This window comes from Nocardia sp. TBRC8007 (assembly GCF_056629435.1).
This window is the reverse complement of sequence record NZ_JBWSOR010000015.1, coordinates 27,484-49,670: the sequence shown is the minus strand read 5'-3', so window position 1 is coordinate 49,670 and position 22,187 is coordinate 27,484. Positions and strand designations below refer to the sequence as shown.

The window sequence follows — 22,187 nt, the reverse complement described above, 5'->3', positions numbered from 1 at the left end:
ATAGGGGAATGGTATATCTGGGCTTCACCCCAACCCAGCTCGCGGCCCGCGCTGCCTACCTGCTACGCGGCAACGATCTGGGCACCATGACCAGCGCCGCACCGCGACTGTATCCACACATGTGGAGTTGGGACGCGGCGTTCGTCGCGGTGGGGCTGGCCCCGCTCAGTGTGGAACGGGCAGTGATGGAGTTGGACACACTGCTATCGGCGCAGTGGAAGAACGGCATGATCCCGCATATCGTCTTCGCCAACGGCGTAGACGGTTACTTTCCCGGGCCGGCCCGCTGGGAATGCCGCAAGCTGGCCGTCAATGCGCCGGACGGGCCGGACACCTCTGGGATCACTCAGCCGCCGGTGCACGCCATCGCGGTACAGCGAATCCTGGATCACTCGCGCAGGCACGGACGCACTACCAGGATGATCGGCGAAGAATTCCTCAACCGACACTGGCCGGATCTGGTGCGCTGGCATCGTTGGCTGGCACATGCCCGCGATCCCAAAGAGACCGGCCGCATCACTCTGTATCACGGCTGGGAATCCGGGATGGATAATTCACCGCGCTGGGACCGCGCCTACGAACACGTGATCCCCGGCGACCTGCCGCCATACCACCGCGAGGATGTACTGGTGGTCTCCGACCCGACCCAGCGCCCGAGCGACCGCGAGTATGACCGCTACCTGTGGCTGGTCGAGCAGATGCGCCGCGCCGGTTACGACGACTATCTGCTCGCCTCGACCATGAGTTTCGCCGTGGAGGACGTATTCGTCACCGGGATCTTCGCACTGGCTTGCGAGGTCCTGGCCAATATCGGCGAGGAACACAAACAGCCGAACGCCGACATCCGCGACCTCTACACCTGGGCCAGCCGGTTCCGCACAGGAGTCATCGCGACAACCGACTCGCGCACCGGCACGGCCCGCGACTTCGACGTGCGATTACAGCGGTGGATCAATACCGAGACACTCGCAATGTTCGCTCCGCTGCTGTGCGGCGGGCTGCCCCGCGATACCGAACGCGCCCTGCTTCGGCTGTTCGAAGGACCACGTTTCTGCGGGCACCCGGATCTACGCTACGCACTGCCACCATCGACCTCGCCGGTATCCAGAGATTTTCGCCCCCGCGAGTACTGGCGCGGCCCGGTGTGGCCCGTGATGAGCTGGCTGTTCTCTTGGGCCTTCGCCCGGCGTGGCTGGGCCGAACGCGCGTTCATGCTACGCGCCGAGGGCCTGCGCCAGGCCAGCGATGGCAGCTTCGCCGAATACTACGAACCGTTCACCGGCGAGGCACTGGGCAGTATGCAGCAGTCTTGGACGGCTGCTTCCGTACTGGATTGGCTGGGGTGAGCCAGACCTGCTCACACAGCCGAGTGGACGCCGCACCGATCGCAATACCGACCATAGCAATAGCGAATAACTATCGTAGATCGGCATGTCCTCCCGGAGATCGCTCCTCCACCGCAGCACGGTGCTGTCACTGATCACGCTGTCCGGCATCCTGAGCGCTACGCTACCCGCGCACGCCGCGCCGACCGGCCTGGATGTCTCGTCCTGGCAGCACGGCGACGGGCGCCTGATCAACTGGTTCGCGGTCAAGAACGCCGGCTATGACTTCGCCATGGTCAAGGCCACCGAGGGGCTCAGCTACATCAACCCCTACTACATACCCGACAGCCTGCTGATTCGCGCCACAGGCCTGGTCCGAGGGACCTACCACTATGCCAGGCCCAATCTGCCACCCGAGCCACAAGCCGCGCTGTACGCGGCGGTAGCGCTCGGACAGAACGGTCCGCTCGACCTACCGCCGGTACTCGACCTCGAACACACCGGCGGACTCGGTCCAGCGGCCCTGATCGACTGGACCCGCCGCTACCTTGCCACAGTAAAAACTCTCACCGGCCGGGTCCCGATCATCTACACCTATCCCAGCTTCTGGCGGACCGCGATGGCCGACACCACCGAATTCGCCGACTACCCGTTGTGGATCGCCGACTATCGTGGCAACCCCCAACCCGAAGTCCCCGGCGGCTGGCGCACCTGGACTTTCTGGCAGACTACCGACAGCGGCGCCATTCCCGGCATCACAGGCCCCGTCGACCTCAACGTATACAGCGGCGCGCAAGGTGATCTCGCCAGTTACGCGAACATGCGCCAACTCACTGGCTACCCTGAAGTGAAGCCATCAGGTTCCTACATCCCCTCATAGGCATCGAGATCCTCGGCGCGAATAATGTCTTGCCCGCCCAAATCCTGGAGTCGGCTCAATGCCCCAAGTGACACCGAGCCCTCCCCTGTCATGAGAGGACTCGGTGTCACAATCCCGGATCGGTACAGAACCTCTACTCGTTCCAGCGAATAAACGGCCGCGATATCAGACGCCGATCCGGCCGCCGTCCTTCTTCCACACCACCACAACAGAAGGGCGCGGTTGGGCTGTGCCACCGTCCGGCCAGTGCGAGAACGGGTTGTCGGGGGTCGAGTCGTCGGTTTCTCCCGGATGCTGCACACATACCATCACGCGAGATTCAGTGACTATAGGGCCACAGGTCTCCGCACCACGAGGGACGGTGAGGAACTGCTTGGTCTCACCCCGATTCGGCCCGTCGAGCACCACGGAGAACAGCCCGTCATTCGACTTCAAGGCATTGCCATCGGTGGATACCCACAGGTTGCCGTACGGATCGAAGGCCAGGTTGTCCGGACAAGAGATCGGGCTGACCTCGGCCTTGTCGAACCCGCCGTAATAAGTATCCGCAGCCGCGGGATCACCGCAGACCAGCAGCAGCGACCAGGTGAACGTGGTGCCGGTGTGGTCGTCGTCGATCTCCAGGACCTGACCGTTCTTGTTGAGGTTACGCGGGTTCGCCGCATCGGGACCTGGCTTGCCCTCCTTGCCACGCTTGCTGTTGTTGGTCAGCGCGACATACACCTTGCCGGTGTGCGGATTGGCTTCGAAGTCCTCCGGCCGGTCCATCTTGGTGGCGCCGACCTTGTCGGCGGCCAGCCGAGTGAAAACCGCGACCTCTTCAGCGCTCATACCGTCGACCAGGGACCTACCCTTGCCGTCTACACCGGTTTCGAGCAGTGGAATCCACTGGCCAGTGCCAGTGAATCCCTTGTCCGACGGCTTCTTGCCCGAACCGTCGATCTTGTCCGGATGATCGCCGGTGAGTGTGGCGACATACAGCGTGCCTGCGTCCAAAATGGTTAAGTTGTGCCGCATGCTCGCCGCGCCGGTGCCAGGCTGCCTCTTGCGCGCGGACACGAACTTGTACATGTAGTCGAACCGTTCGTCGTCGCCGGTATAGGAGACCACCTCATCGTTCTTCGTGACATAGATGGTGGCGCCCTCATGCTTGAGCCGCCCCATCGCGCTGTGCTTGATCGGCGTCGATGTCGGATCCCACGGGTCGACCTCGACCACGTAACCGAATCGGTTGGCCTCGTTCGGTTCCTGGAGCAGATCGAAACGCTTGTCCGCGCGCTCCCACTTGTTGGTGGTCTTACCCTCGGCCAAGCCGTAGCGCTTCAACCGCGCCATGACAGCCTCATCAGTCACCTTGTCGCCGTTGGCGAAGTAGCCGTTGAAGTTCTCCTCACCGGAAAGCACTGTTCCCCAAGGTGTTACACCACCTGAGCAGTTGTTCATCGTGCCGAGGACCTTGGTACCGGTCGGGTCGGCGGAGGTCTTCACGAACTCGCTGCCCGCGGCGGGTCCGGTCAGCATGAACTCGGTGGCCGGGGTGATCCTGCGGTTGTACTTGCCGAAGGCTGGAACAATTCTGCCAGAACCGGATTCGCCCTTGACCTCGACCACGCTCAAACCGTGCGCGGCCATGGTGATCGCGATCTGCTCATCAGTGGGCTCGTCATCGTTGTAGCCGCGGAACATCTGCGGGCCGGTGGTGTACTCATGGTTGACCACGAGCAGATAGCTGTTGGCCTGACCCTCGATCGGCAGCAGGGCTGCGAAATCGTTGTTGTAACCGAACTGCCGGACCTGCGCGGCGGCAGTCTGCTTGTCGAAATCGAAGGCAGGTGCGTCCGTAAACAGCGGATCGCCCCAGCGGATCACGACGGACTGCTCGTAACCCTCCGGGATCACCACGGCATCTTCGGTATTCGGCGCGACGGCGGTGAAACCGGTGCCGGTGCCCGCCGAGCCGGTCGGCTCCTGCGCGGCGACCGGCTCGCTGTCATCGCCGCATGCGGCGAGCATGCTGCCCGCGCCGACCGCGAGCACCGCGGCCGCTGTGCCTTTGATCAGCCCGCGCCGGTTCAGTGAGCTGATGATGTCGCCGAAGTAGGCATTGCTGGAAGTGTTCGGTACCTCGTGAAAGCATGCGTTCGCGCACCGGTATGCGCACGTGACGGCGGCGCGCGACGACTGACCGTCATGCTTCACGAAAAGGGCGAGTGGTTGCAGACTCACGACGACTCCTGGGTTTGGCTTGACGGCCGCACGCTAAACCACCCGGACAATCCGGACAATACGACAAAGTGAACAGACAACTAATTAGGTAACTCTTATGGAAGTGGTGCTACCTCACGACAGGGTCAGCGCGACCACCGGGATGACGCGGGCCGTGTTCATCTTGTGCTCGGCGAAGAACGGATAGACAGTCTCTAGCATGGCCCAGGTACAGGCCAGATCCTCACCGGTAAGCGGAACAGCCAGCGCCGCATGGATTTTCCCACCTATCTCGACGGTGACACGCGGGTTCTCGCGTAGGTTCAGATACCAGTCGGGGTGCGTCGATGCGCCAACGTTGGAGCCGACGATCAACAGGCGGTCGCCGTCGCGGTGGAACATCATCGGGGTGGTATGCGGGACTCCGGAACAACGTCCTGTCGTCGTCAGCAAAATCAAGCAGTCACGACACAAATCCGTGAGCGCACCGCCTGCCCGGAACTGCGCGATGGTTCGACGATTGATGTCCTCGACGTCCAGGGTGCACCTTCCTCGGCTGCATCGGACCGAGCAACGACAAACCGGGCCCAGCTTCCTCAGCCGTATGCCGCATCGAGAAGTGCGCGGCGGATCAATGCTCGTCGTAGTGCCCGCCGTGCACGGCGTGGCGGTGACCATCGTGCAGATAGTCGAGGTGGTCACCGTGCTGAACAGCGTCGTGACCACAATCAGGACCGTGCTGGTGCGAGTGGTCCGCGCACTCGATGTGCCCGGACGGCTCACATTCGTCGTAGTGCCCCTCATGTTCGCGATGCAGATGACCGTCGTGGGCGTAATCGACATGGTCTCCATGCGCAACGGCCTTGTGACCGCAGTCCGGACCATGAGTGTGGTCGTGGTCGGTGTGCTGCACGTGTGCTGTAGTCATAGAAATACTCCCTTCCCTGCACCCGGCAATCCCTGCACTCGGCAATGGAGTTATGACGATAAACACATTAGCAGAAACGCATAAAATGCTCATTGCTGGTCGAATGGCCTAGTACGATCACCCCGCCCTTACTCGGATCGTCCGGCACGTTCCTGCCGGGATGGGATGTGACGCCACATGGCTACTGTGACCTTCGACCACACTACGCGGCGCTACCCTGGCGCCACCAAGCCCGCGGTAGATCAGTTGAACCTGGAGATCGCCGACGGTGAGTTCCTTGTGCTGGTCGGTCCTTCCGGCTGCGGAAAATCGACGTCGCTGCGTATGCTCGCCGGGCTCGAAGACGTCAACGGCGGCCGCATCCTCATCGGCGCCGACGACGTGACCCACGCCGAGCCCAAAGAACGCGATATCGCCATGGTGTTCCAGAACTACGCGCTCTACCCGCATATGACCGTCGCGGAAAACATGGGCTTCGCGCTGAAACTGGCCAAGGTCGCCAAGGCGGAGAAACAGCAGCGCGTGCTGGAAGCAGCCAAACTGCTCGATCTGGAACCCTACTTGGACCGCAAGCCCAAAGCACTGTCCGGCGGCCAACGCCAGCGGGTCGCGATGGGCCGCGCGATCGTGCGTCAGCCGCAGGTGTTCCTGATGGACGAGCCCCTGTCCAACTTGGATGCGAAGCTACGCGTACAGACGAGGACACAGATCGCGCAGTTGCAGCGCAGGCTCGCCACCACCACGGTGTACGTCACGCACGATCAGGTCGAGGCGATGACCATGGGTGACCGGGTCGCCGTGCTGAAGGACGGTCTGCTGCAACAGTGCGCCGCACCCCGTGACCTGTACCGTAATCCCGCCAACGTGTTTGTCGCCGGCTTCATGGGCTCACCCGCCATGAACCTTTTCCCACTTCCGGTCATCGGCGGCACAGTCGAACTGGGTGGCCACCCGATCCAGCTGCCGCGTTCGGTCGCGGATGCGGCCGGAGCCACCGTAACGGTAGGCATCCGGCCCGAGCATTTCGATCTGGGCAATGGCTCCGGAATCGAGATGGAGGTCGACGTGGTGGAGGAGCTGGGCTCCGACGCCTACGTCTACGGCCGCACCAGCACCGAGAACGGTGCAGGGGAAACCGTGGTGGCGCGAGCGGATTGGCGTAACCCACCGGCGAAGGGGGCCCGCGTGCGGCTGGGCGCCGACCCGGACCACATCTACTTCTTCGGCTCCGCCGGAGAACGACTCGGCTGAACTCCTTCTCGCCGAACAGCCCGCGTGCCCGCTCCAGCGCGGCACGCGGGCAAAACGCGCTCACGCCATCACTGCCGCCCGCCCGCCTTGCCCACTCGGGCTTCCTCGTGACCCACCCGTCGCGCCTGGACGTACTCCTCGTTGAGCCGCACGCCCAGCTCCTCCAGCTCGATTTCGCGCCCGGACTCGCTGCGCACCCGCACCCGCACCGGGGCGCCGGTCGCCTCCTCGACCAGCAGTAGCGGGGCCGGACCCGCCTGCAAGTAGGCATCGCCCCACTGCATGAGGGCGAGCACGGCGGGCAGCAGATCCCGTCCCATCGCCGTGAGTACGTATTCGTGCCGCGTGCGCTTGCCTTCCTCCCGATACGGCTGTTTCGCCAGCAGGCCCGCCGCGGTGAGCTTGCGTAACTGGGCGGCCGTGGCCGCGTCGGTGATACCGACCCGGCTGGCGAATCCGTCGAACCTCCGGGTTCCGTAGTACGCCTCACGCAGGATGAGCACCGCTGAGCGGGTGCCGACGATATCGAGCGCTTTCGCGATCGAACACTCATCGGTCTGCCATGAGCTCAGATCGGCCAATGGCCCTTCCATCACTGCTGCCATGACGAACATCATACCCAATCTGACTTTCCTTAACTATTGTCAGATGTATTCTGACTATGACTTAGTAAAGCTAGGCGAGAGAGCCCGGTTCTCGGTTCGGAAGGGAACACGCCATGAGAGACGCGGTGATTGTCGAGGCGGTACGCACTCCGATCGGCAAAGGCAAGCCGAACGGCGCACTACACAATGTCAACGCAGTAGACCTGCTGGCCCACAGCCTGCGTGCGGTAGTCGACCGCAGCGGTATCGACCCCGCGAGCATCGACGACGTGATCGGCGGTATCGTCACCCAAGTCGGTGAACAGGCCGCCAATATGACCCGGCGGGCCGCACTGGCCGCCGGATACCCCGAATCCGTCCCCACCGTCACCGTCGACCGACAGTGTGGCAGCAGCCAACAGGCAATCCATTTCGCCGCGCAGGGCGTGCTCGCGGGCGCCTACGACATCGTGGTCGCCGCAGGTGTGGAATCAATGGGACGGATTCCCATGGGCACCAATCTGGTCGGCTCGAACGATATTTCCGGTATCGGTTTCGCCGAACGTTACCCGGACGGCCTAGTGCCCCAGGGCATCAGCGCCGAATTGATCGCGGCCACATGGGGGCTCGCCCGCACCCAACTAGACGAATTCGCGCTGGGCAGCCACGAAAAAGCCGCGTTAGCAACAAAAGACGGGCGGTTCACCAGCGAACTCGCGCCGATCAACGGCCTGGCCACCGATGAAGGCATCCGAGTCGGCAGCACACTGGAAACGCTGTCGGCACTGCGTCCTGCTTACTATGACCCGGCCATGGCCACTCGTTTCCCACAGATCGGCTGGGAAATCACTGCGGCGAACGCGAGCCAAGTCAGCGACGGAAGCGCGGCGTTATTGATCACGACCAGTGAACGCGCTGCGCGACTCGGGCTGAAACCACTGGCCCGGCTACACAGCTTCGCTGTGGTCGGGGACGACCCACTGCTGATGCTCACCGCGGTAATCCCGGCGACTGGAAAGGTATTGCAGCGCGCCGGATTACAGTTGTCAGATATCGACCTGATCGAGATCAACGAGGCGTTCTCGCCGGTAGTGCTGGCCTGGGCACACGACACTGGGGCGGATCTAGCCAAGGTCAACGTCAACGGAGGCGCCATCGCACTCGGGCACCCGCTCGGCGCGTCCGGTGCCCGCCTGATGACCACGCTGGTGCACGCCATGTGCGAGCGCGGCGTCCGTTACGGCCTGCAGACCATGTGCGAAGCAGGCGGATTAGCGAACGCCACTATCCTCGAACGACTCTGAACCAAGCCCGTGATACCGGTCGCGGGGTGGGTATCACGGGCAATCTCGCCATTACCTCACCGCCTCAGCGCGAACAGGCACTGGGATAGTTCAGGACCACAGCACCCAGCGCTCCACACACGTAATCCCGTGCCCGCGCCCCGCGGCCGCATAAACTGGTCAGCGATGAGCAATCGCGCAGCGCACAGCGTCGTCTACGCCATCCCGATGCGTACCCGGTTCCGCGGCATCACGGTGCGTGAAGGAATGATGCTGCGCGGATCACTCGGGTGGGGTGAGTTCTGCCCATTTCCCGAGTACAACGATCAGGAGGCCGCCTCATGGCTGGCGACCGTCGTGGAGCAGATCGAAGCGGGCTGGCCAGAGCCGGTACGGGATCGGATCCCGATCAACTGCACTGTACCCGCGGTCGAGCCAGAGCAGGCACACGCGATCGTCGCCAGATCCGGATGCCGCACCGCCAAGGTGAAGGTCGCCGACCACCCGCATTCGCTAGCGGAAGACCTGGCTAGAGTCGAAGCGGTGCGGGATGCTCTCGGACCGCACGGCGCGATCCGGATCGACGCCAACGCCGTATGGGATGTCGATACCGCAGTGCGCCATATCGACCGGATCGACCGGATCGCAGGCGGTCTGGAGTATGTCGAACAGCCGTGCCGGACCATCGAGGAACTTGCCGCGGTACGTCGCCGCGTCGCCGTCCGCATCGCCGCCGACGAATCCATCCGCCGAGCCGAGGACCCGATGCGGGTTGCGGTCGCAGACGCCGCCGATGTCGCCGTGCTCAAATGCGCGCCACTGGGCGGTGTTCGCCGCGCTCTACAGGTGGCCGAAGCTGCCGGACTGCCCTGCGTGGTCTCGTCCGCATTGGAGACCAGCGTCGGCCTCGCCGCCCAGCTGGCTTTAGCCGGTGCGCTTCCTGAACTCGACTTCGCCTGCGGTCTGGGCACTTCGAGCCTGCTCTCCGGCGATGTGACATCCGACTCCCTACGACCGGTAGACGGCTACCTTCCTGTTCTCCGTACCCCGCCAGAACCTGATCCGGATCTGCTGGCGCGCTATCGCCACCCTGACGCCGACCGCACCGTTTGGTGGCAGGAGCGATTGACTCGCGTCTCGACCCTGCTCGCGCAGCGTCCGACGACATAGCGAAATTCGATAGAGAACCCGTGACGCCGCTGCTAGCGTGGTTCTCGCGCGGGATGACGCGCAGTCGAGAGGTCGGCCATGATGGCCGAACCCGTGGAAAGGATGTTTATGGCCCGGCCCGCGCCGAGGGCGCCTCAACACTGTCACGCCATCCGCCGCTGAACCTTATCGAGGCGCGCTCGGCCTGCTCCGCTGCTCATACACAGCTTTGGAGTAAGGAGACATCCGGGTGTCCGGTAACACCACACACGGCGCCAGTCCAGCACTGCGCACCGATATCTTCACCTGTCTGCGCTGCGGCTCGGCAGTCAGCAGGCTCTCGCCCGATCACAGCAGGCGCAACCACTGCCCGAGTTGCCTGAACTCACGACATATCCACGACCAGATCGAGGGCGGCGTCTCCGCATGTCAGGCTCGAATGGCGCCACTGTCGATCGCGGTGCTGCGCAGCGGCGAGTGGGCTCTGGTCCATCGCTGCACCCGCTGTCACGAACTCGCGTTGCATCCGGTCTGTGGTGATGACAATCAGCTCATCCTGATGCGACTGGCGGTTCGCCCACTTGCGGACCCTCCCTTCCCGCTCGAAGTATTCAGCGACCTATAGAGGTGGTCGAAATGCCACGCAGGAAGGACCGCAACCGCCGCGAGCAACGCGGCAAGGATGTACTACACAGGCGAGGCCAGAGTTCCGGCGAGATGTTCCGGTGTGTCGGCTGCAGGCTCCCCGTGCCGACAGCAGCGCCGGGCACCGCTCACCGCAACCACTGTCCGCACTGCCTGACCAGCCGTCACGTGGATCGCCGGGTACCGGGCGATCGCGCTGAATCCTGCCGGGGCCGAATGGTCGCGGTCAGTATGTCGGCTCGCGGCGATGGTGAATGGGCGCTCGTGCACCAATGTCTCGGATGCGGAGCACTGAAATCCAATCGCATCGCGGGCGACGACAACGCCGTAGCACTGATGCGCGTCGCGCTACGCCCGCTAGCGGATCCTCGCTTCGGGCGGGGGGCGCTTTCGGCGCTGTGAACGCGGTGGGCCCGGTCATTGCCGGACCCACCGCGTCAACGGCGCACTGTCACTGCTCGCACTTCTGCTTGCCGCGTGAGATAACAGGCGGAGAGGCGGGTCGGCTCGGTGTCATCACTCGCCGAGCCGCACACCACAGCCGAGCATGGTGACGCGCAGCAGCAGCGCGGCTTCAGGTCCGATGACACCATCTACCAAGTCTATATAGCGGGTGCAGAACTCCGGACCGTGCGGCGCGAGAGGCGCGATGCCGTAGTCCAGATGATGCGCCAGTTCGTGCAACACAACCAGCTCACGTAGTGCCCAGGCAGTGCCGCCGGTATACAGCGGGACCGCGAGAACGGACTCCCCGGGTTCATAGTGCGCGGCGGTCATGCCGGCGCGAGCACGGACACGGATCGGCACGACCGCTCGATGCCATTGCGCCCGAATCCACTGGAGGGCAAGTACTTTGTCGACATAGCTGCGCACCGACTCCACCGAAGCGAAACGACGCTCGATGGGCAGGGTCAGATGTGAACCGTAAAGTTCGACTGTACGCACGCCGTGCTCGTCAGCTCGATCGAACAACCCACGCACCAACTGTTCAGCGTCGTACACCTTGGCGCGCTGCGTGTCACGCGCGGTCATCGCGTCTGCCGCATGGTCGACTCACCACCTCCGCTGATGCAGTCAATTGCCCACGTGCAGAAGGAAATTCTGGCGAGGTACCGATCCGCGCGGCGCGTCCCGCACGGTCCCCCGCCAGCTGCGCCGCCGCCGAATGTCCCATCGACCCCTGTGGTCCGCGCCAGGTGCCGCGCGCCGCCGATGTCCGCGAGTAGAAGTCCGTGAGCTCGATCTCTTTGCCGCGCAATGCCAATACAGTGCCGGTCGCGTCCGCGCTATCCGGCAACATCTCGGCTTCGACCTCAGCCTTCACCTCGGCCAACCGCCGCCCGATTCGCGCCGCGAATGCCATCTGGAAGTTCAACCGTGCTGTCACCCCCGCGACCGGCGCCTGCACCCGGCGCTCGATCCTGTGCCCCCACCGCTGCTCCACAACGACCTTCTCCACAGTCGCCGACCGGTAAGCGCCCGACTTGATATACCGGTCGGATGCCCGCACCATCTGCACCAGCAAGCTGGCATACAGCGCCTCGCAGGCATCGATATCGGAGCCGAAACCATAGGCATAGACTTGTGTCGAAGTTCTGGTGACATCACAGCGCACATCATTGGCTGCGGCGATCGCAACGAACAGCTGGACATAGGTGCGCAACCCACGCTTTCCCTGCGCACCGATCGGAACGATCCGCTGCACCGGTGTCTGCCCGCGCTCGCGTCCCGCGATATGCGCTCGCGCCACCGCGAGGTCGATGGCGGACTTGGTGGCCAGCCGCTGAGCTGCGGCGAGGAACGCTTCGGCCTCATGTTCGTTGTCGGTGGATTCGGCCTTGCGCAGCAGTCCGCCGATCCGGGTGAGCATCCGATCCGGAGCCGCCTTCGGGGAAGTCATCACCGGCAGCCTACTGCGGAGTTCCCGCCACTATCGCACATACCGGATCAGCACCATGTATCTTGCCATGTGCACCGGCAGGGTGTGCTGCCGCTCACGAATGATCTTGGAGTGTTTGCGATGGCCGTGAAAAAGGTGTCGTCCCTACGTCTGGCATTACTGCCACGGGCTGCACTGGCAGCCGCATCGGTCGCGCTGTTGACCGCGACGTTCGCCAGCGCGTGTTCCAGCGACAGTGGCGAGAGCCCACTCAGCCAGAACCTCACCGGACGCGGACCCATCACCTATGTCGAGGGTAAGGACGTCACCCAGAACGGCGCGGTGAAACAGCTGATCACACGCTGGAACGCCGCACACCCGGACGAACAGGTGACCTTCAAAGAGCAATCGAACGACGCCTCGCAGCAGTACGACGACCTGGTCGAGCACATGCGCTCCAAGCAGTCCGACTACGACGTGATGGCCTTGGATGTACCGTGGACCGCCGAGTTCGCCGCTAAAGGCTGGATCCAGCCGCTGCGGGATTCCTTCACCATCGACACCACCGGGCTGCTCACACCACCGGTCACCAGCGCCACCTACAACAACACCCTCTACGCCGCGCCCCGCAATACCAATGGCGGTCTGCTGTTCTACCGCAAGGATCTGGTGCCGGAACCACCCAAGACCTGGAACGAGATGCTCGACCAGTGCCACATCGCGCGGGAACAGAACATCGGCTGCTACGCGGGCCAGTTCGCGGCCTATGAGGGCCTGACCGTGAACACGGCCGAGGTCATCAATGCCTACGGCGGTAGCTTCGTCGGCGCCGACGGCAAGACCCCAACGGTGAACAGCCCGCAATCGCGCGCCGGGCTGCAGGTCTTGGTCGACGCGTTCGAAAACGGCGACATCCCCAAAGAAGCGATCACCTTCAAGGAGCCGGAGTCCAACAATGCCTTCCAGCAGGGCAACCTACTGTTCCTGCGGTCGTGGCCGTCCACCTTCGGTGACCTCAGCAGTGAGGCCTCCCCGGTAAAGGACAAGTTCGGGGTCGCACCGCTGCCCGGCAAGAACGGTGTCGGCGCCTCCACCCTCGGCGGCTATAACGCGGCGATCAGCGCGTTCTCCAAGAACAAGGCCACTGCGCTGGACTTCCTGCGTTTCCTGATCAGCGATGAGGCGCAGCACATCGTAGCCTCTGGCGCACTGCCCTCGGTACGCGCCTCGGTATATGACGATCCGGCGCTGATAGCGCAGATGCCGTATCTGCCCGCACTGAAGGATTCCATCGCCAACGCGGTGCCCCGCCCGGTCACTCCGTACTATTCCGCAGTATCCAAGGCTATTCAGGACAACGCCTATGCTGCCTTGAAAGGAAACAAGTCCGTCGACGAGGCGATCATAGGCATGCAGAAGGGCATCGAGACCGCAGGATCGTAAGCGGAAAACGCAACGGACCCGATGAGCCCGCAGGAGAGAAAAACGGTGTCGAATCCCTCGGGAGCGACGACTAGCGCGCCGAGTGACAAGCTCACTCCGGACAAACGCGGTTTCGGCGCAACGTTCGCTCTGGAGTTGCGTCGCTCTGGAAAAGCCTGGTTGTTCGTCACACCCGTACTGCTCGCACTCGCGGTCGTCATCGGGTACCCGGTAATCCGGGCGGTGTGGATGTCCTTCCAACAGGACTCCAGGCTCGATCCGGCGACCGGCATGTTCGTCGAAGGCGGCAGCGCCGGCTTCTCGAACTACACGCACTGGCTGTTGCAGCAGTGCCAGACCACGGCTGGCGATACGGTGTCCTGCCCGACTGGCAACCTCGGCTCGCAATTCTGGGCTGCCGTCGGGATCACACTGCTGTTCACGGTCGTCACCGTCACACTCGAGCTGACCCTCGGCCTCGGCATGGCCATGGTGATGGGCAAGACCTTCCGGGGCAGGGCGCTGTTGCGCGCGGCAGTCCTGATTCCCTGGGCCATCCCAACCGCTGTCACCGCGCGGTTGTGGGAGTTCATGTTCCAGTATGACGGCGTGGTGAATCGAGTCCTCGGCACACACATCCTGTGGACCTCCGACGTATGGGCCTCACGGTTCGCGGTAATCGTGGCGGACGTCTGGAAAACCACCCCGTTCATGGCGCTGCTGCTGCTCGCTGGTCTACAGGTGATCCCGGCTGATGTTTACGAGGCCGCACGGGTCGACGGTGCGTCGGCCTGGCAGCGGTTCACCCAGATCACGCTGCCGCTACTCAAGCCGGCGCTGCTGGTCGCAGTGCTGTTCCGGACCATGGACGCACTGCGTATGTACGACCTGCCCGCGATCATGACGCTGGGCAATCCATCTACTCAGACAGTGTCGATCCTAGTGGTCGAGCAGGTGCGGCAAGGCCCCAACAGTGCGGCCGCATTGTCCACAATCACTTTCCTCTTGATCTTCGCGGCGGCGTTCTTCTTGGTAAAGGTGCTGGGCGCCAACGCCGTCCGCACCCAGGAAGAACAGCGGAGGGCCGGATGAGTCACCATCGCACAACGACCATACGGCCCGACCAGGTGCGGGTACCCCGTAGAACACCAGCGGGCCGGATGAATCACCATCGCACAACGACCATACGGCCCGACCAGGTGCGGGCGCCCCGCAGAACACCAGAGGTGCCCTGATGTCGGTACAGATGACAAAACCCCCAGCCCCGACCTCGGTGCCGTGGACCAAGCGGCTCGGCTCGGTCCGGGTATACCTCGGCGCGGCGATCGTGCTCATCTGGGGACTGGCACCGTTCTACTGGATGGCGGTCACTGCTTTCCGCGATCCCGGCTATACCTTCGACAACACGCCGTGGCCGACTCACCTCACACTGGAGAATTTCCGCAACGCGTTCGACACCAGTCGCGGTAATGATTTCGGCAAAGCTCTGGTGAACAGCCTCGTCATCGGTGCGGCCAGCACGGTGATCGCGCTGGTGATCGGGGTGTTCGCCGCGTACGCGCTGGCCCGGCTCACCTTCCGCGGCAAATACCTGGTGTCCGGCCTGATCTTGAGCGCCTCGATGTTTCCGGTTGTGGTGCTGGTGACTCCGTTGTTCCAACTGTTCACCAACCTCGGCTGGATCGGCGAGTACCAGGCGATGATCATTCCGAACATCTCGTTCGTCCTGCCGATGACGGTCTACATCCTCGCGTCTTTCTTCGCCGAACTACCGTGGGAACTCGAGGAAGCCGCGCGAATCGACGGCGCCACCAAGCTACAAGCATTCCGGCTGGTCATGCTGCCGCTGGCCGCACCAGCCGTGTTCACCACCGCAATTCTCGCATTCATCGCGGCGGTCAACGAATATCTGCTGGCTCGATTGCTTTCCAGCGGAAAGACCGAACCCGTGACGGTCGCCATCGCCCGCTTCTCCGGCAACAACCCCCTGGTACAGCCCTACACCGCGATTATGGCCGCAGGCACCATCGTTACCATTCCACTGGTCATCATGGTCCTGCTCTTCCAGCGGCGCATCATCTCCGGCCTCACCGCGGGCGGCGTGAAGAGCTGACGCCCGCTACCGAGCCCGCCCAGCACCCCGACAACTCACGAACCACCTCCGCCGACCGCGAACATGCGGCGGTACCGGCGCCACCGCATTAAAGTAACTTCTTTAAGGCTTCTTTCCGATCGTGTTCGTGCAGATGAGTTTGTCCGGCGCTACGGGAGGAGATCGTCGTGAGCTCGGTCCGCATACCGCGAAAGCGTCGCCGCGGTGCCAGAAAGGCTCCCCGGACCGCACCGTACGCTTCGATCGCCGGCTGGAGCGAGCCACCGCGAGCAGCGGAACGTAATGCGCGAAACAGACGCGAGCGAACGGCGGGTCGTCACACTTCGAAACAACGCACGAAGCGCGCGACGCCGGATCCGGACCGGCGGTCCGTTATCCGAGGCGCGCGCATTCGCCGCTTACTACTAGCCCTGTTCCTCTTGTTCGGTGTAACGCCGGCACTGCTGGCTGTTCTCGCATATTGGAGCGCCGAGGTACCTGGCCCCACCGCGATGCAGGCCGACCGGATCACCACCGTCCTGGCCGCGGACGGCAACACTGTGATCGCGCAAGTTGTTCCACCGGAGGGTAATAGAACCCGTACTCCATTGTCCGAGGTGCCACAAGCGGTGCGCGAGGCAGTCCTTTCCGCGGAGGACCGCGACTTCTACACCAATCCTGGATATTCGATTTCCGGCTTTCTACGGGCGACCAGGGACAACCTGCTCGGGCGAGATGACGCGGGCGGCGGCTCCACGATCACCCAGCAATATGTGAAGAACGCGCTCCTCGGCTCCGATCGAACGATCACCCGCAAAATGCGTGAGCTGGTGATAGCGGCGAAGATGGCACGGCAGTGGAGCAAGGACGACATCCTCGCCGCCTACCTCAACACCATCTATTACGGTCGTGGTGCCTACGGGATCGCCGCAGCCGCCGAGGCATATTTCGGTAAACAGGTGAACCAGCTGACCCGCGCCGATGGCGCGATGCTCGCCGCGTTGATCAGGACGCCGTCGATCCTGGACCCGGAAACCCATCTCGCGGAGCTGAAAACACGCTGGCGCTACGTGCTCGATGGCATGGTCACCATGGGCGTACTGACTCCAGGTGACCGCGACGCGACGGTTTTCCCCTCGATCATCCCACTCACCGAGGTTCCCGATAACGTTGTGGCTCACGGCCCAGAGGGGTTGATCCGCAGCCAGGTGCTGCGCGAGCTGCTCGCCTCCGGTATCAGCGAGTACGAACTGAATACCGGCGCCCTACAGATCACCACCACCATCGACAATAGAACTCAGCAGGCAGTGCTGAACGCGGTGCACGATCGGCTGAGCTCTCAGCCATCCGAGCTTCGTACCGCAGTGGTGTCGATCGATCCACGCTCCGGGGCGGTGCGTGCCTACTTCGGCGGCTACGACGGCCTCGGCTACGATTTCGCCCAGGCTCCACTACAGACCGGATCGGCATTCAAAGTCTTCGCGGTGATCGCCGCACAACAGCAAGGCATTCCGCTGTCTCGCATGCTGGACAGCTCTCCGGTAACCGATGGCGCTACCAGGATCACCAATGTCGCCGGGGAATCCTGCGGCCGGTGCAGCATGGCCGAAGCGTTGAAGCGGTCACTGAACACCAGCTTCTACCGGCTGACCATGTCAATGTTCGACGGGCCCCGAGCTATCGCCGATGCGGCGCACGCGGCGGGTATCCCGGAAGAAATACCCGGTGTCGCAGGCAAAACTCTGACCGAGAACGGCGAAAAACCGTTGAACGGAATCGTCCTCGGCCAATATCTGGCCCGACCGATCGATATGGCTTCCGCTTACGCCACCATCGCCGCGTCAGGTGTCTACCATGCGCCGTACTTCGTACAGCGAGTAGTGACAGGTGACGGAAGAGTACTGCTGGATCGCGGCGATACCCCGACCCAGCGGATCGGCAGGCAGATGCCGCCGGGCAAACAGCGCATCACGAAGTCGATCGCGGAGCGCACCATCCAGGCGATGAAGCCCATCGCGGCCTACTCCAACGGGCACGCGCTGAACAGTGGTCGCCCCTCGGCTGCCAAGACCGGCACCACCCAGCTCGGGAAGAGCGCCCGGAACAAGGACGCATGGATGATCGGCTTCACTCCCTCGCTGTCCACGGCGGTATGGATCGGTACCGAGCACCCTCAGCCGATCCGCACCGCGGGCGGCGTCGATATCTACGGTTCCGGCCTGCCCGCCGATATCTGGAAGCAGGCCATGGACAATGCGCTCGGCGGCACCGCGGTCGAGCAGTTACCCGGCGCACCCATCCGAATACAGTCCAGCCCGCGCCGGTCTTCCGGCGGAGCCTACGACATCCTGAACCCGCCGCAACCGACGTACCGCGCGCCCATCAGCACGCCATCCACCATCCCACCCACCACCATCCCGTCCACCACTACTGTCCCGCCTACCACCATCCTGAACCCGCGACCACAGCCACCTCAGTCGCCCCGACCACCCCAGCAAGAGCCCATCATTATCCTGCCCCCTACCATTCAACTGCCCAGGGAAGTGGAGATTTTCCCAGGTTTGCGCATACCGCTGCCCGGATAGCGATGATGCTGTGACCTTCCCTGGCCCGGAGGAACGGATGACATGGCAGCATCGTTTGCCAGAGTAAGAGCGAACAGCGAGAGCTCGTCAACGAGCAGACGCCGAAACCGCAGGAATGGATGCGGGAGGATATGCGCTCGAGCGACGACGAAAGACGAGACATAGGGGCTACGCTGGTGGATTTCAATGTCGTTGACCAACCCGAGACGCTGGTGGCGGGAACGGTGCTTCGCAGCCCAGCGCTCGCGGTCGAAGGGCCGCGGCGCGCGAAAGCCGAAGCGGCGTGGAAACGCAATCTGGCTCGCCGACTGCCTGGGCCACCGACCAGTGCGTATGTCGACCACGCGCCGGAGATCAATTCGTACCTGACCCACATTATCGGCTACCGCTGCGACAGCCTGGCCGACCTGCTCCCCGGCGACGTGCTCGCCCGGGTGCCCGCCGGGCGGTTCGCCAGATTCATCGCCAGCGGCGACCGTCTCGGTGACACCATCGTGAGTATCTGGCGAGCGGTATGGGATGCGGAGGCCTCGGGTCGGCTCATCCGCGCGTATACCGGCGATTGGGAACACTACCCGGATGAGCGCACCGCGGAAATCTTCGTGGCATTGGCGGATGATCAGGTCACCGGGTAGGAACAGACAGTGGACTTCGAGATCGTCACATTGGAACAGAGCATGGTCGCGGGCCTCACCGTACCGCTAGCCGGCCGCGAAGTGGCCGCACGCGACCTCGATCTGGTGAATTTCACCTGGGACCGTTACCTAGCGCGGGAGAAGACCGTGCCGCGGGTGGCTGCCTACATCAGCCAGCACGACCATGCCGTCGCGGTGCTCGGCTATGAGGTCGCCACGCTGGAAGAACTAGATCCGGGTGATGTGCTCACCATCATCCCACGGGGGCGCTACGCCAAGTTCGTCGTGGCCGACAAGCCTTACGATTTGCTGCGTACCGCGTGGGCGCAAGTCGCGAAAGCGGAGAACGCGGGAACCATCACCCGGTCACACACTGCCGAGGTCGAGCGCTACCTCGGCCCAGCCTCTGTCGAGGTTTACGTCTCGCTGGACTGAGCCCGGCCGGACCGGATCGAAATCACCATGCCGGACATCGGCGGCATCCGGCCGGAGGGCTACTCCTTCGGCCGGATGCCGCCGGTGTCCGCCGGATCATTCGGCGTCGATGATGAACGCTTCGAGCTGGGCCCTGGCGACATCGTCTGCGAGCTGCCGCGGCGGGGACTTCATCAAGTAGGCCGATGCCGGAATCACCGGTCCACCGATGCCACGGTCTTTGGCTATCTTCGCCGCGCGTACCGCGTCGATGATGATGCCCGCCGAGTTCGGCGAATCCCACACCTCGAGCTTGTACTCCAGGTTCAGCGGCACATCACCGAAGGCGCGGCCCTCCAGCCGGACATAGGCCCACTTGCGGTCGTCGAGCCAGCCGACGTGGTCGGACGGGCCGATGTGCACATCGTTGGCACCGAGTTCCTTCTTGAGGTTGCTGGTGACAGCCTGAGTCTTGGAGATCTTCTTCGACTCCAAGCGCTCACGCTCGAGCATATTCTTGAAGTCCATGTTGCCGCCGACGTTGAGCTGCATGGTGCGGTCGAGCTGCACGCCGCGATCCTCGAACAGCTTGGCAAGCACACGGTGGGTGATGGTCGCGCCGACCTGGCTTTTGATGTCGTCGCCGACGATCGGCACACCGGCCTTGGTGAACTTCTCCGCCCATATCGGATCGGAGGCGATGAACACCGGCAACGCATTCACGAACGCGACACCGGCATCGATGGCGCACTGCGCGTAGAACTTGTCGGCCTCCTCCGAACCCACGGGCAGGTAGGACACCAGCACATCGACTTTGTTGTCCTGCAGCACCCGCACCACATCGGCCGGTTCCGCCTCGGACAGCTCGATGGTCTGCGCGTAGTACCTACCGATACCGTCCAGAGTCGGGCCACGCTGCACCACCACGTCGGTCGGCGGAACATCGGAGATCTTGATCGTGTTGTTCTCGCTGGCGAAGATCGCCTCGGCCAGGTCGAAACCGACCTTCTTCGCGTCCACGTCGAACGCGGCGACAAACTTGACATCGCGGACGTGGTACGGACCGAACTTCACGTGCATCAGACCGGGAACAGTAGAGAAATCATCCGCGTCCTTGTAGTATTGCACGCCCTGAACCAGCGACGAAGCGCAGTTACCCACACCTACGATGGCGACGCGAACTTCTGTGGCGCTGTCAACCTTATTGACGTCACTCATGGCCGGTATTTCCCTCTTTCTGTGGTGCCGTCTTCGTCGATTGCTCCGCCGCAATCAACTCGTTGAGCCAGCGCACTTCGCGCTCGCTTGATTCGAGTCCGAGCTGATGAAGCTGCCTGGTGTAGCGATCCAAGGAGCCACTGGCCCGCTTGATCGCTTCCCGCAGTCCTTCTCGGCGCTCCTCGACCTGACGCCGCCTGCCCTCCAGAATCCGCATCCGTGCTTCCGCAGGGGTGCGGTTGAAGAAGGCCAGGTGAACGCCGAAGCCGTCGTCGGTGTAGTTCTGCGGGCCGGTATCGGCGAGCAACTCGTTGAACCGCTCCCGCCCTGCCGGAGTCAGTTGGTAAACCCGTCGCGCACGGCGTGTCGTCGTGCCCGCCGGGATCTCCTCGGCGATCAACCCATCCGCCCGCATGCGACGCAGCGTCGGATAGAGCGACCCGTAGGAAAAGGCCCGAAACGCCCCGAGCAGGCCCGTCAGCCGCTTACGCAGCTCGTAGCCGTGCATGGGTGCTTCGAGGAGCAGCCCGAGGATTGCCAGTTCGAGCACCGGGCTTCACCCCCTGACTGTGTCACAGACCTAACCGATGGATGCAATGGATATTATAAATTCACATTATATCGGTGCGATACATCTGTGGCAGGCCGCACGGATGGCACACTGGCCCACGCACGAATCGGGACCGAGCAATCCCCCACAGCCCAGGGCAGTCTGATTCCAACACCGCTACTCTGGTTCTCGTGCGAATCCAGCGGCAAGTAGTCGACTACGCCCTCCGGCGCCGGTCTCTGCTGGCTGACGTCTATGCGGGCCGCGTCGATGTCGCCGAGGTATGTGATGCCAATCCCTATCTTCTGCGTGCGGCGAAGTTTCACGGTCGGGGGAGCGAGGTCACCTGCCCCATCTGCCGGAAAGAACAACTGACCCTCGTATCCTGGGTCTTCGGCGACGGACTCGGACCGGTCGCCGGTTCAGCTCGCACACCGGAGGAGCTGGTGCGTCTGGCCGAGACTCGCGAAGAGTTCTCGGTCCATGTGGTCGAGGTGTGCCGGACCTGCAACTGGAACCACCTAGTGCAGTCCTATGTCCTCGGTTCCACGCCCGCACCGCCGCGACGCCGCACCGGGACACGCTCGAACCGGCGCACCGCCGCCGAATAGAGTGCCTGATCACCCGCCCATCGGGTGACTGGCGGAGCGTGTACTCTTCCGCCGCGGTGGCCACCACTACCGCTGATAGTCACCTGGACCGCTACGAGTTATGGAGATCGTGTCCGTGAATTCGCCTTACGAGCCTTCCCCATATGGCGATGACCCGCATGACAGCCGTCCTCGGCGGAGTGCACAACCAAGCCCCAACCCGTACCGCAATCCCCGTCCAGGGCCCCCGCCGGGCGCTCGTCCCGGCCCGCCGACAGGCCCACGCCCCAGTGTCCCGCCGGGCGCTCGTCCCGGCCTGCCGACAGGCCCACGCCCCAGTGTCCCGCCGGGCGCTCGTCCCGGCTCACCGACAGGCCCACGCCCCAGTGTCCCGTTCCCTGGCGAGCCGCGCGGCACACAACCCCCGCGCCGTCCCGGACCTCCGCCACAGGGTCGCCCAACCCAGGAGGGTCGTCCCATCCGGCCGGGACGAGCACCGCAGCCGAATCGCGGCGTACCCGATGACGGCCGCCCCAGCTCTCGGATGACCCA

At 63.5% G+C, this 22,187-nt stretch carries 22 protein-coding genes; 14 read left to right on the top strand and 8 right to left on the bottom strand.

Annotated features, from left to right (window positions below):
• Positions 1-8 precede the first annotated feature (8 nt).
• On the top strand, positions 9-1,346 hold the full coding sequence (gene ggh / locus ACX4ZE_RS13995) for a glucosylglycerate hydrolase (RefSeq protein WP_480273833.1): 1,338 nt from the start codon (positions 9-11) through the stop codon (positions 1,344-1,346).
• A gap of 85 nt (positions 1,347-1,431) precedes the next feature.
• The gene (locus tag ACX4ZE_RS13990) at positions 1,432-2,205 is read left to right on the top strand and encodes a glycoside hydrolase family 25 protein (protein WP_480273832.1); all 774 of its coding nucleotides are present in this window, start codon (positions 1,432-1,434) and stop codon (positions 2,203-2,205) included.
• Between the two features lie 165 nt (positions 2,206-2,370).
• On the opposite strand, the gene ACX4ZE_RS13985 is transcribed toward ACX4ZE_RS13990, so the two are convergent.
• From ACX4ZE_RS13985 to ACX4ZE_RS13975, 3 genes are all read right to left on the bottom strand, one after another.
• Positions 2,371-4,431 carry a PhoX family protein gene (locus ACX4ZE_RS13985; RefSeq protein ID WP_480273831.1) on the bottom strand — a complete coding sequence of 687 codons (2,061 nt, stop codon included), beginning with the start codon at positions 4,429-4,431 and terminating at the stop codon, positions 2,371-2,373.
• A gap of 114 nt (positions 4,432-4,545) precedes the next feature.
• Positions 4,546-5,088 (bottom strand): nitroreductase family deazaflavin-dependent oxidoreductase, encoded by a 543-nt coding sequence (locus tag ACX4ZE_RS13980; RefSeq protein WP_480273830.1) that lies wholly within the window; start codon positions 5,086-5,088, stop codon positions 4,546-4,548.
• Positions 5,042-5,338 carry a hypothetical protein gene (locus ACX4ZE_RS13975; protein WP_480273829.1) on the bottom strand — a complete coding sequence of 99 codons (297 nt, stop codon included), beginning with the start codon at positions 5,336-5,338 and terminating at the stop codon, positions 5,042-5,044. The genes ACX4ZE_RS13980 and ACX4ZE_RS13975 overlap by 47 nt, the downstream gene beginning before the upstream one ends.
• Before the next feature lie 177 nt (positions 5,339-5,515).
• Between ACX4ZE_RS13975 and ACX4ZE_RS13970 the strand changes: the two genes are divergently transcribed.
• Complete coding sequence (locus ACX4ZE_RS13970) at positions 5,516-6,589, top strand: ABC transporter ATP-binding protein (RefSeq protein WP_480273828.1); 1,074 nt, start codon at positions 5,516-5,518, stop codon at positions 6,587-6,589.
• Positions 6,590-6,657: 68 nt separating this feature from the next.
• On the opposite strand, the gene ACX4ZE_RS13965 is transcribed toward ACX4ZE_RS13970, so the two are convergent.
• Positions 6,658-7,206 carry a winged helix-turn-helix transcriptional regulator gene (locus tag ACX4ZE_RS13965; protein ID WP_480273827.1) on the bottom strand — a complete coding sequence of 183 codons (549 nt, stop codon included), beginning with the start codon at positions 7,204-7,206 and terminating at the stop codon, positions 6,658-6,660.
• 101 nt (positions 7,207-7,307) lie between these two features.
• Here ACX4ZE_RS13965 and ACX4ZE_RS13960 point away from each other — a divergent pair, with 101 nt between their 5' ends.
• From ACX4ZE_RS13960 to ACX4ZE_RS13945, 4 genes are all read left to right on the top strand, one after another.
• The gene (locus ACX4ZE_RS13960) at positions 7,308-8,477 is read left to right on the top strand and encodes an acetyl-CoA C-acyltransferase (RefSeq protein WP_480273826.1); all 1,170 of its coding nucleotides are present in this window, start codon (positions 7,308-7,310) and stop codon (positions 8,475-8,477) included.
• Between the two features lie 165 nt (positions 8,478-8,642).
• Complete coding sequence (locus tag ACX4ZE_RS13955; RefSeq protein WP_480273825.1) at positions 8,643-9,626, top strand: o-succinylbenzoate synthase; 984 nt, start codon at positions 8,643-8,645, stop codon at positions 9,624-9,626.
• Between the two features lie 229 nt (positions 9,627-9,855).
• Positions 9,856-10,230, top strand: coding sequence for an RNHCP domain-containing protein (locus ACX4ZE_RS13950; RefSeq protein WP_480273824.1), 375 nt, complete (start codon positions 9,856-9,858; stop codon positions 10,228-10,230).
• Positions 10,231-10,241: 11 nt separating this feature from the next.
• Positions 10,242-10,652, top strand: coding sequence for an RNHCP domain-containing protein (locus ACX4ZE_RS13945; RefSeq protein ID WP_480273823.1), 411 nt, complete (start codon positions 10,242-10,244; stop codon positions 10,650-10,652).
• Positions 10,653-10,766: 114 nt separating this feature from the next.
• Here the strand turns inward: ACX4ZE_RS13945 and ACX4ZE_RS13940 are convergent, their stop codons facing one another.
• Both ACX4ZE_RS13940 and ACX4ZE_RS13935 read right to left on the bottom strand, forming a co-directional pair.
• On the bottom strand, positions 10,767-11,282 hold the full coding sequence (locus ACX4ZE_RS13940) for a TIGR04338 family metallohydrolase (RefSeq protein ID WP_480273822.1): 516 nt from the start codon (positions 11,280-11,282) through the stop codon (positions 10,767-10,769).
• On the bottom strand, positions 11,269-12,150 hold the full coding sequence (locus tag ACX4ZE_RS13935; protein WP_480273821.1) for a DUF2786 domain-containing protein: 882 nt from the start codon (positions 12,148-12,150) through the stop codon (positions 11,269-11,271). Before ACX4ZE_RS13935 ends, ACX4ZE_RS13940 begins: the two co-directional genes overlap by 14 nt.
• Before the next feature lie 120 nt (positions 12,151-12,270).
• On the opposite strand from ACX4ZE_RS13935, the gene ACX4ZE_RS13930 reads away from it, so the two are divergent.
• From ACX4ZE_RS13930 to ACX4ZE_RS13905, 6 genes are all read left to right on the top strand, one after another.
• A complete protein-coding gene (locus tag ACX4ZE_RS13930; protein ID WP_480273820.1) occupies positions 12,271-13,572 on the top strand; it encodes an ABC transporter substrate-binding protein in 1,302 nt (433 codons plus the stop codon).
• A 45-nt stretch (positions 13,573-13,617) separates the two neighbouring features.
• Positions 13,618-14,643: a carbohydrate ABC transporter permease gene (locus ACX4ZE_RS13925; protein WP_480273819.1), complete on the top strand. Its 1,026-nt coding sequence runs from the start codon at positions 13,618-13,620 to the stop codon at positions 14,641-14,643.
• Positions 14,644-14,797: 154 nt separating this feature from the next.
• Entirely contained in the window at positions 14,798-15,664 is an 867-nt protein-coding gene (locus ACX4ZE_RS13920; protein WP_480273872.1) for a carbohydrate ABC transporter permease, read from the top strand.
• Between the two features lie 182 nt (positions 15,665-15,846).
• Positions 15,847-18,228: a transglycosylase domain-containing protein gene (locus ACX4ZE_RS13915; protein ID WP_480273871.1), complete on the top strand. Its 2,382-nt coding sequence runs from the start codon at positions 15,847-15,849 to the stop codon at positions 18,226-18,228.
• Positions 18,229-18,404: 176 nt separating this feature from the next.
• On the top strand, positions 18,405-18,863 hold the full coding sequence (locus ACX4ZE_RS13910; protein WP_480273870.1) for a GyrI-like domain-containing protein: 459 nt from the start codon (positions 18,405-18,407) through the stop codon (positions 18,861-18,863).
• 9 nt (positions 18,864-18,872) lie between these two features.
• Positions 18,873-19,298, top strand: coding sequence for a GyrI-like domain-containing protein (locus ACX4ZE_RS13905; protein WP_480273818.1), 426 nt, complete (start codon positions 18,873-18,875; stop codon positions 19,296-19,298).
• A gap of 96 nt (positions 19,299-19,394) precedes the next feature.
• Here the strand turns inward: ACX4ZE_RS13905 and ACX4ZE_RS13900 are convergent, their stop codons facing one another.
• Positions 19,395-20,495, bottom strand: a complete 1,101-nt coding sequence (locus ACX4ZE_RS13900) for an inositol-3-phosphate synthase (protein ID WP_480273817.1) — start codon at positions 20,493-20,495, stop codon at positions 19,395-19,397.
• Positions 20,488-21,045, bottom strand: coding sequence for a PadR family transcriptional regulator (locus ACX4ZE_RS13895; RefSeq protein ID WP_480273816.1), 558 nt, complete (start codon positions 21,043-21,045; stop codon positions 20,488-20,490). Before ACX4ZE_RS13895 ends, ACX4ZE_RS13900 begins: the two co-directional genes overlap by 8 nt.
• A 191-nt stretch (positions 21,046-21,236) precedes the next feature.
• On the opposite strand from ACX4ZE_RS13895, the gene ACX4ZE_RS13890 reads away from it, so the two are divergent.
• Entirely contained in the window at positions 21,237-21,656 is a 420-nt protein-coding gene (locus tag ACX4ZE_RS13890; RefSeq protein WP_480273815.1) for a DUF5318 domain-containing protein, read from the top strand.
• Positions 21,657-22,187 lie beyond the last annotated feature (531 nt).

What these genes read in the sequence shown, in the direction of transcription:
- ACX4ZE_RS13920 (WP_480273872.1), top strand. Translation starts at nt 14,798, where the DNA reads ATGACAAAACCCCCAGCCCCGACCTCGGTGCCGTGGACCAAGCGGCTC.
- ACX4ZE_RS13955 (WP_480273825.1), top strand. Translation starts at nt 8,643, where the DNA reads ATGAGCAATCGCGCAGCGCACAGCGTCGTCTACGCCATCCCGATGCGT.
- ACX4ZE_RS13965 (WP_480273827.1), bottom strand. Translation starts at nt 7,206, where the DNA reads ATGATGTTCGTCATGGCAGCAGTGATGGAAGGGCCATTGGCCGATCTG.
- ACX4ZE_RS13975 (WP_480273829.1), bottom strand. Translation starts at nt 5,338, where the DNA reads ATGACTACAGCACACGTGCAGCACACCGACCACGACCACACTCATGGT.
- ACX4ZE_RS13935 (WP_480273821.1), bottom strand. Translation starts at nt 12,150, where the DNA reads ATGACTTCCCCGAAGGCGGCTCCGGATCGGATGCTCACCCGGATCGGC.
- ACX4ZE_RS13990 (WP_480273832.1), top strand. Translation starts at nt 1,432, where the DNA reads ATGTCCTCCCGGAGATCGCTCCTCCACCGCAGCACGGTGCTGTCACTG.
- ACX4ZE_RS13970 (WP_480273828.1), top strand. Translation starts at nt 5,516, where the DNA reads ATGGCTACTGTGACCTTCGACCACACTACGCGGCGCTACCCTGGCGCC.
- ACX4ZE_RS13930 (WP_480273820.1), top strand. Translation starts at nt 12,271, where the DNA reads ATGGCCGTGAAAAAGGTGTCGTCCCTACGTCTGGCATTACTGCCACGG.
- ACX4ZE_RS13945 (WP_480273823.1), top strand. Translation starts at nt 10,242, where the DNA reads ATGCCACGCAGGAAGGACCGCAACCGCCGCGAGCAACGCGGCAAGGAT.
- ACX4ZE_RS13980 (WP_480273830.1), bottom strand. Translation starts at nt 5,088, where the DNA reads ATGGTCACCGCCACGCCGTGCACGGCGGGCACTACGACGAGCATTGAT.
- ACX4ZE_RS13960 (WP_480273826.1), top strand. Translation starts at nt 7,308, where the DNA reads ATGAGAGACGCGGTGATTGTCGAGGCGGTACGCACTCCGATCGGCAAA.
- ggh (WP_480273833.1), top strand. Translation starts at nt 9, where the DNA reads ATGGTATATCTGGGCTTCACCCCAACCCAGCTCGCGGCCCGCGCTGCC.
- ACX4ZE_RS13940 (WP_480273822.1), bottom strand. Translation starts at nt 11,282, where the DNA reads ATGACCGCGCGTGACACGCAGCGCGCCAAGGTGTACGACGCTGAACAG.
- ACX4ZE_RS13900 (WP_480273817.1), bottom strand. Translation starts at nt 20,495, where the DNA reads ATGAGTGACGTCAATAAGGTTGACAGCGCCACAGAAGTTCGCGTCGCC.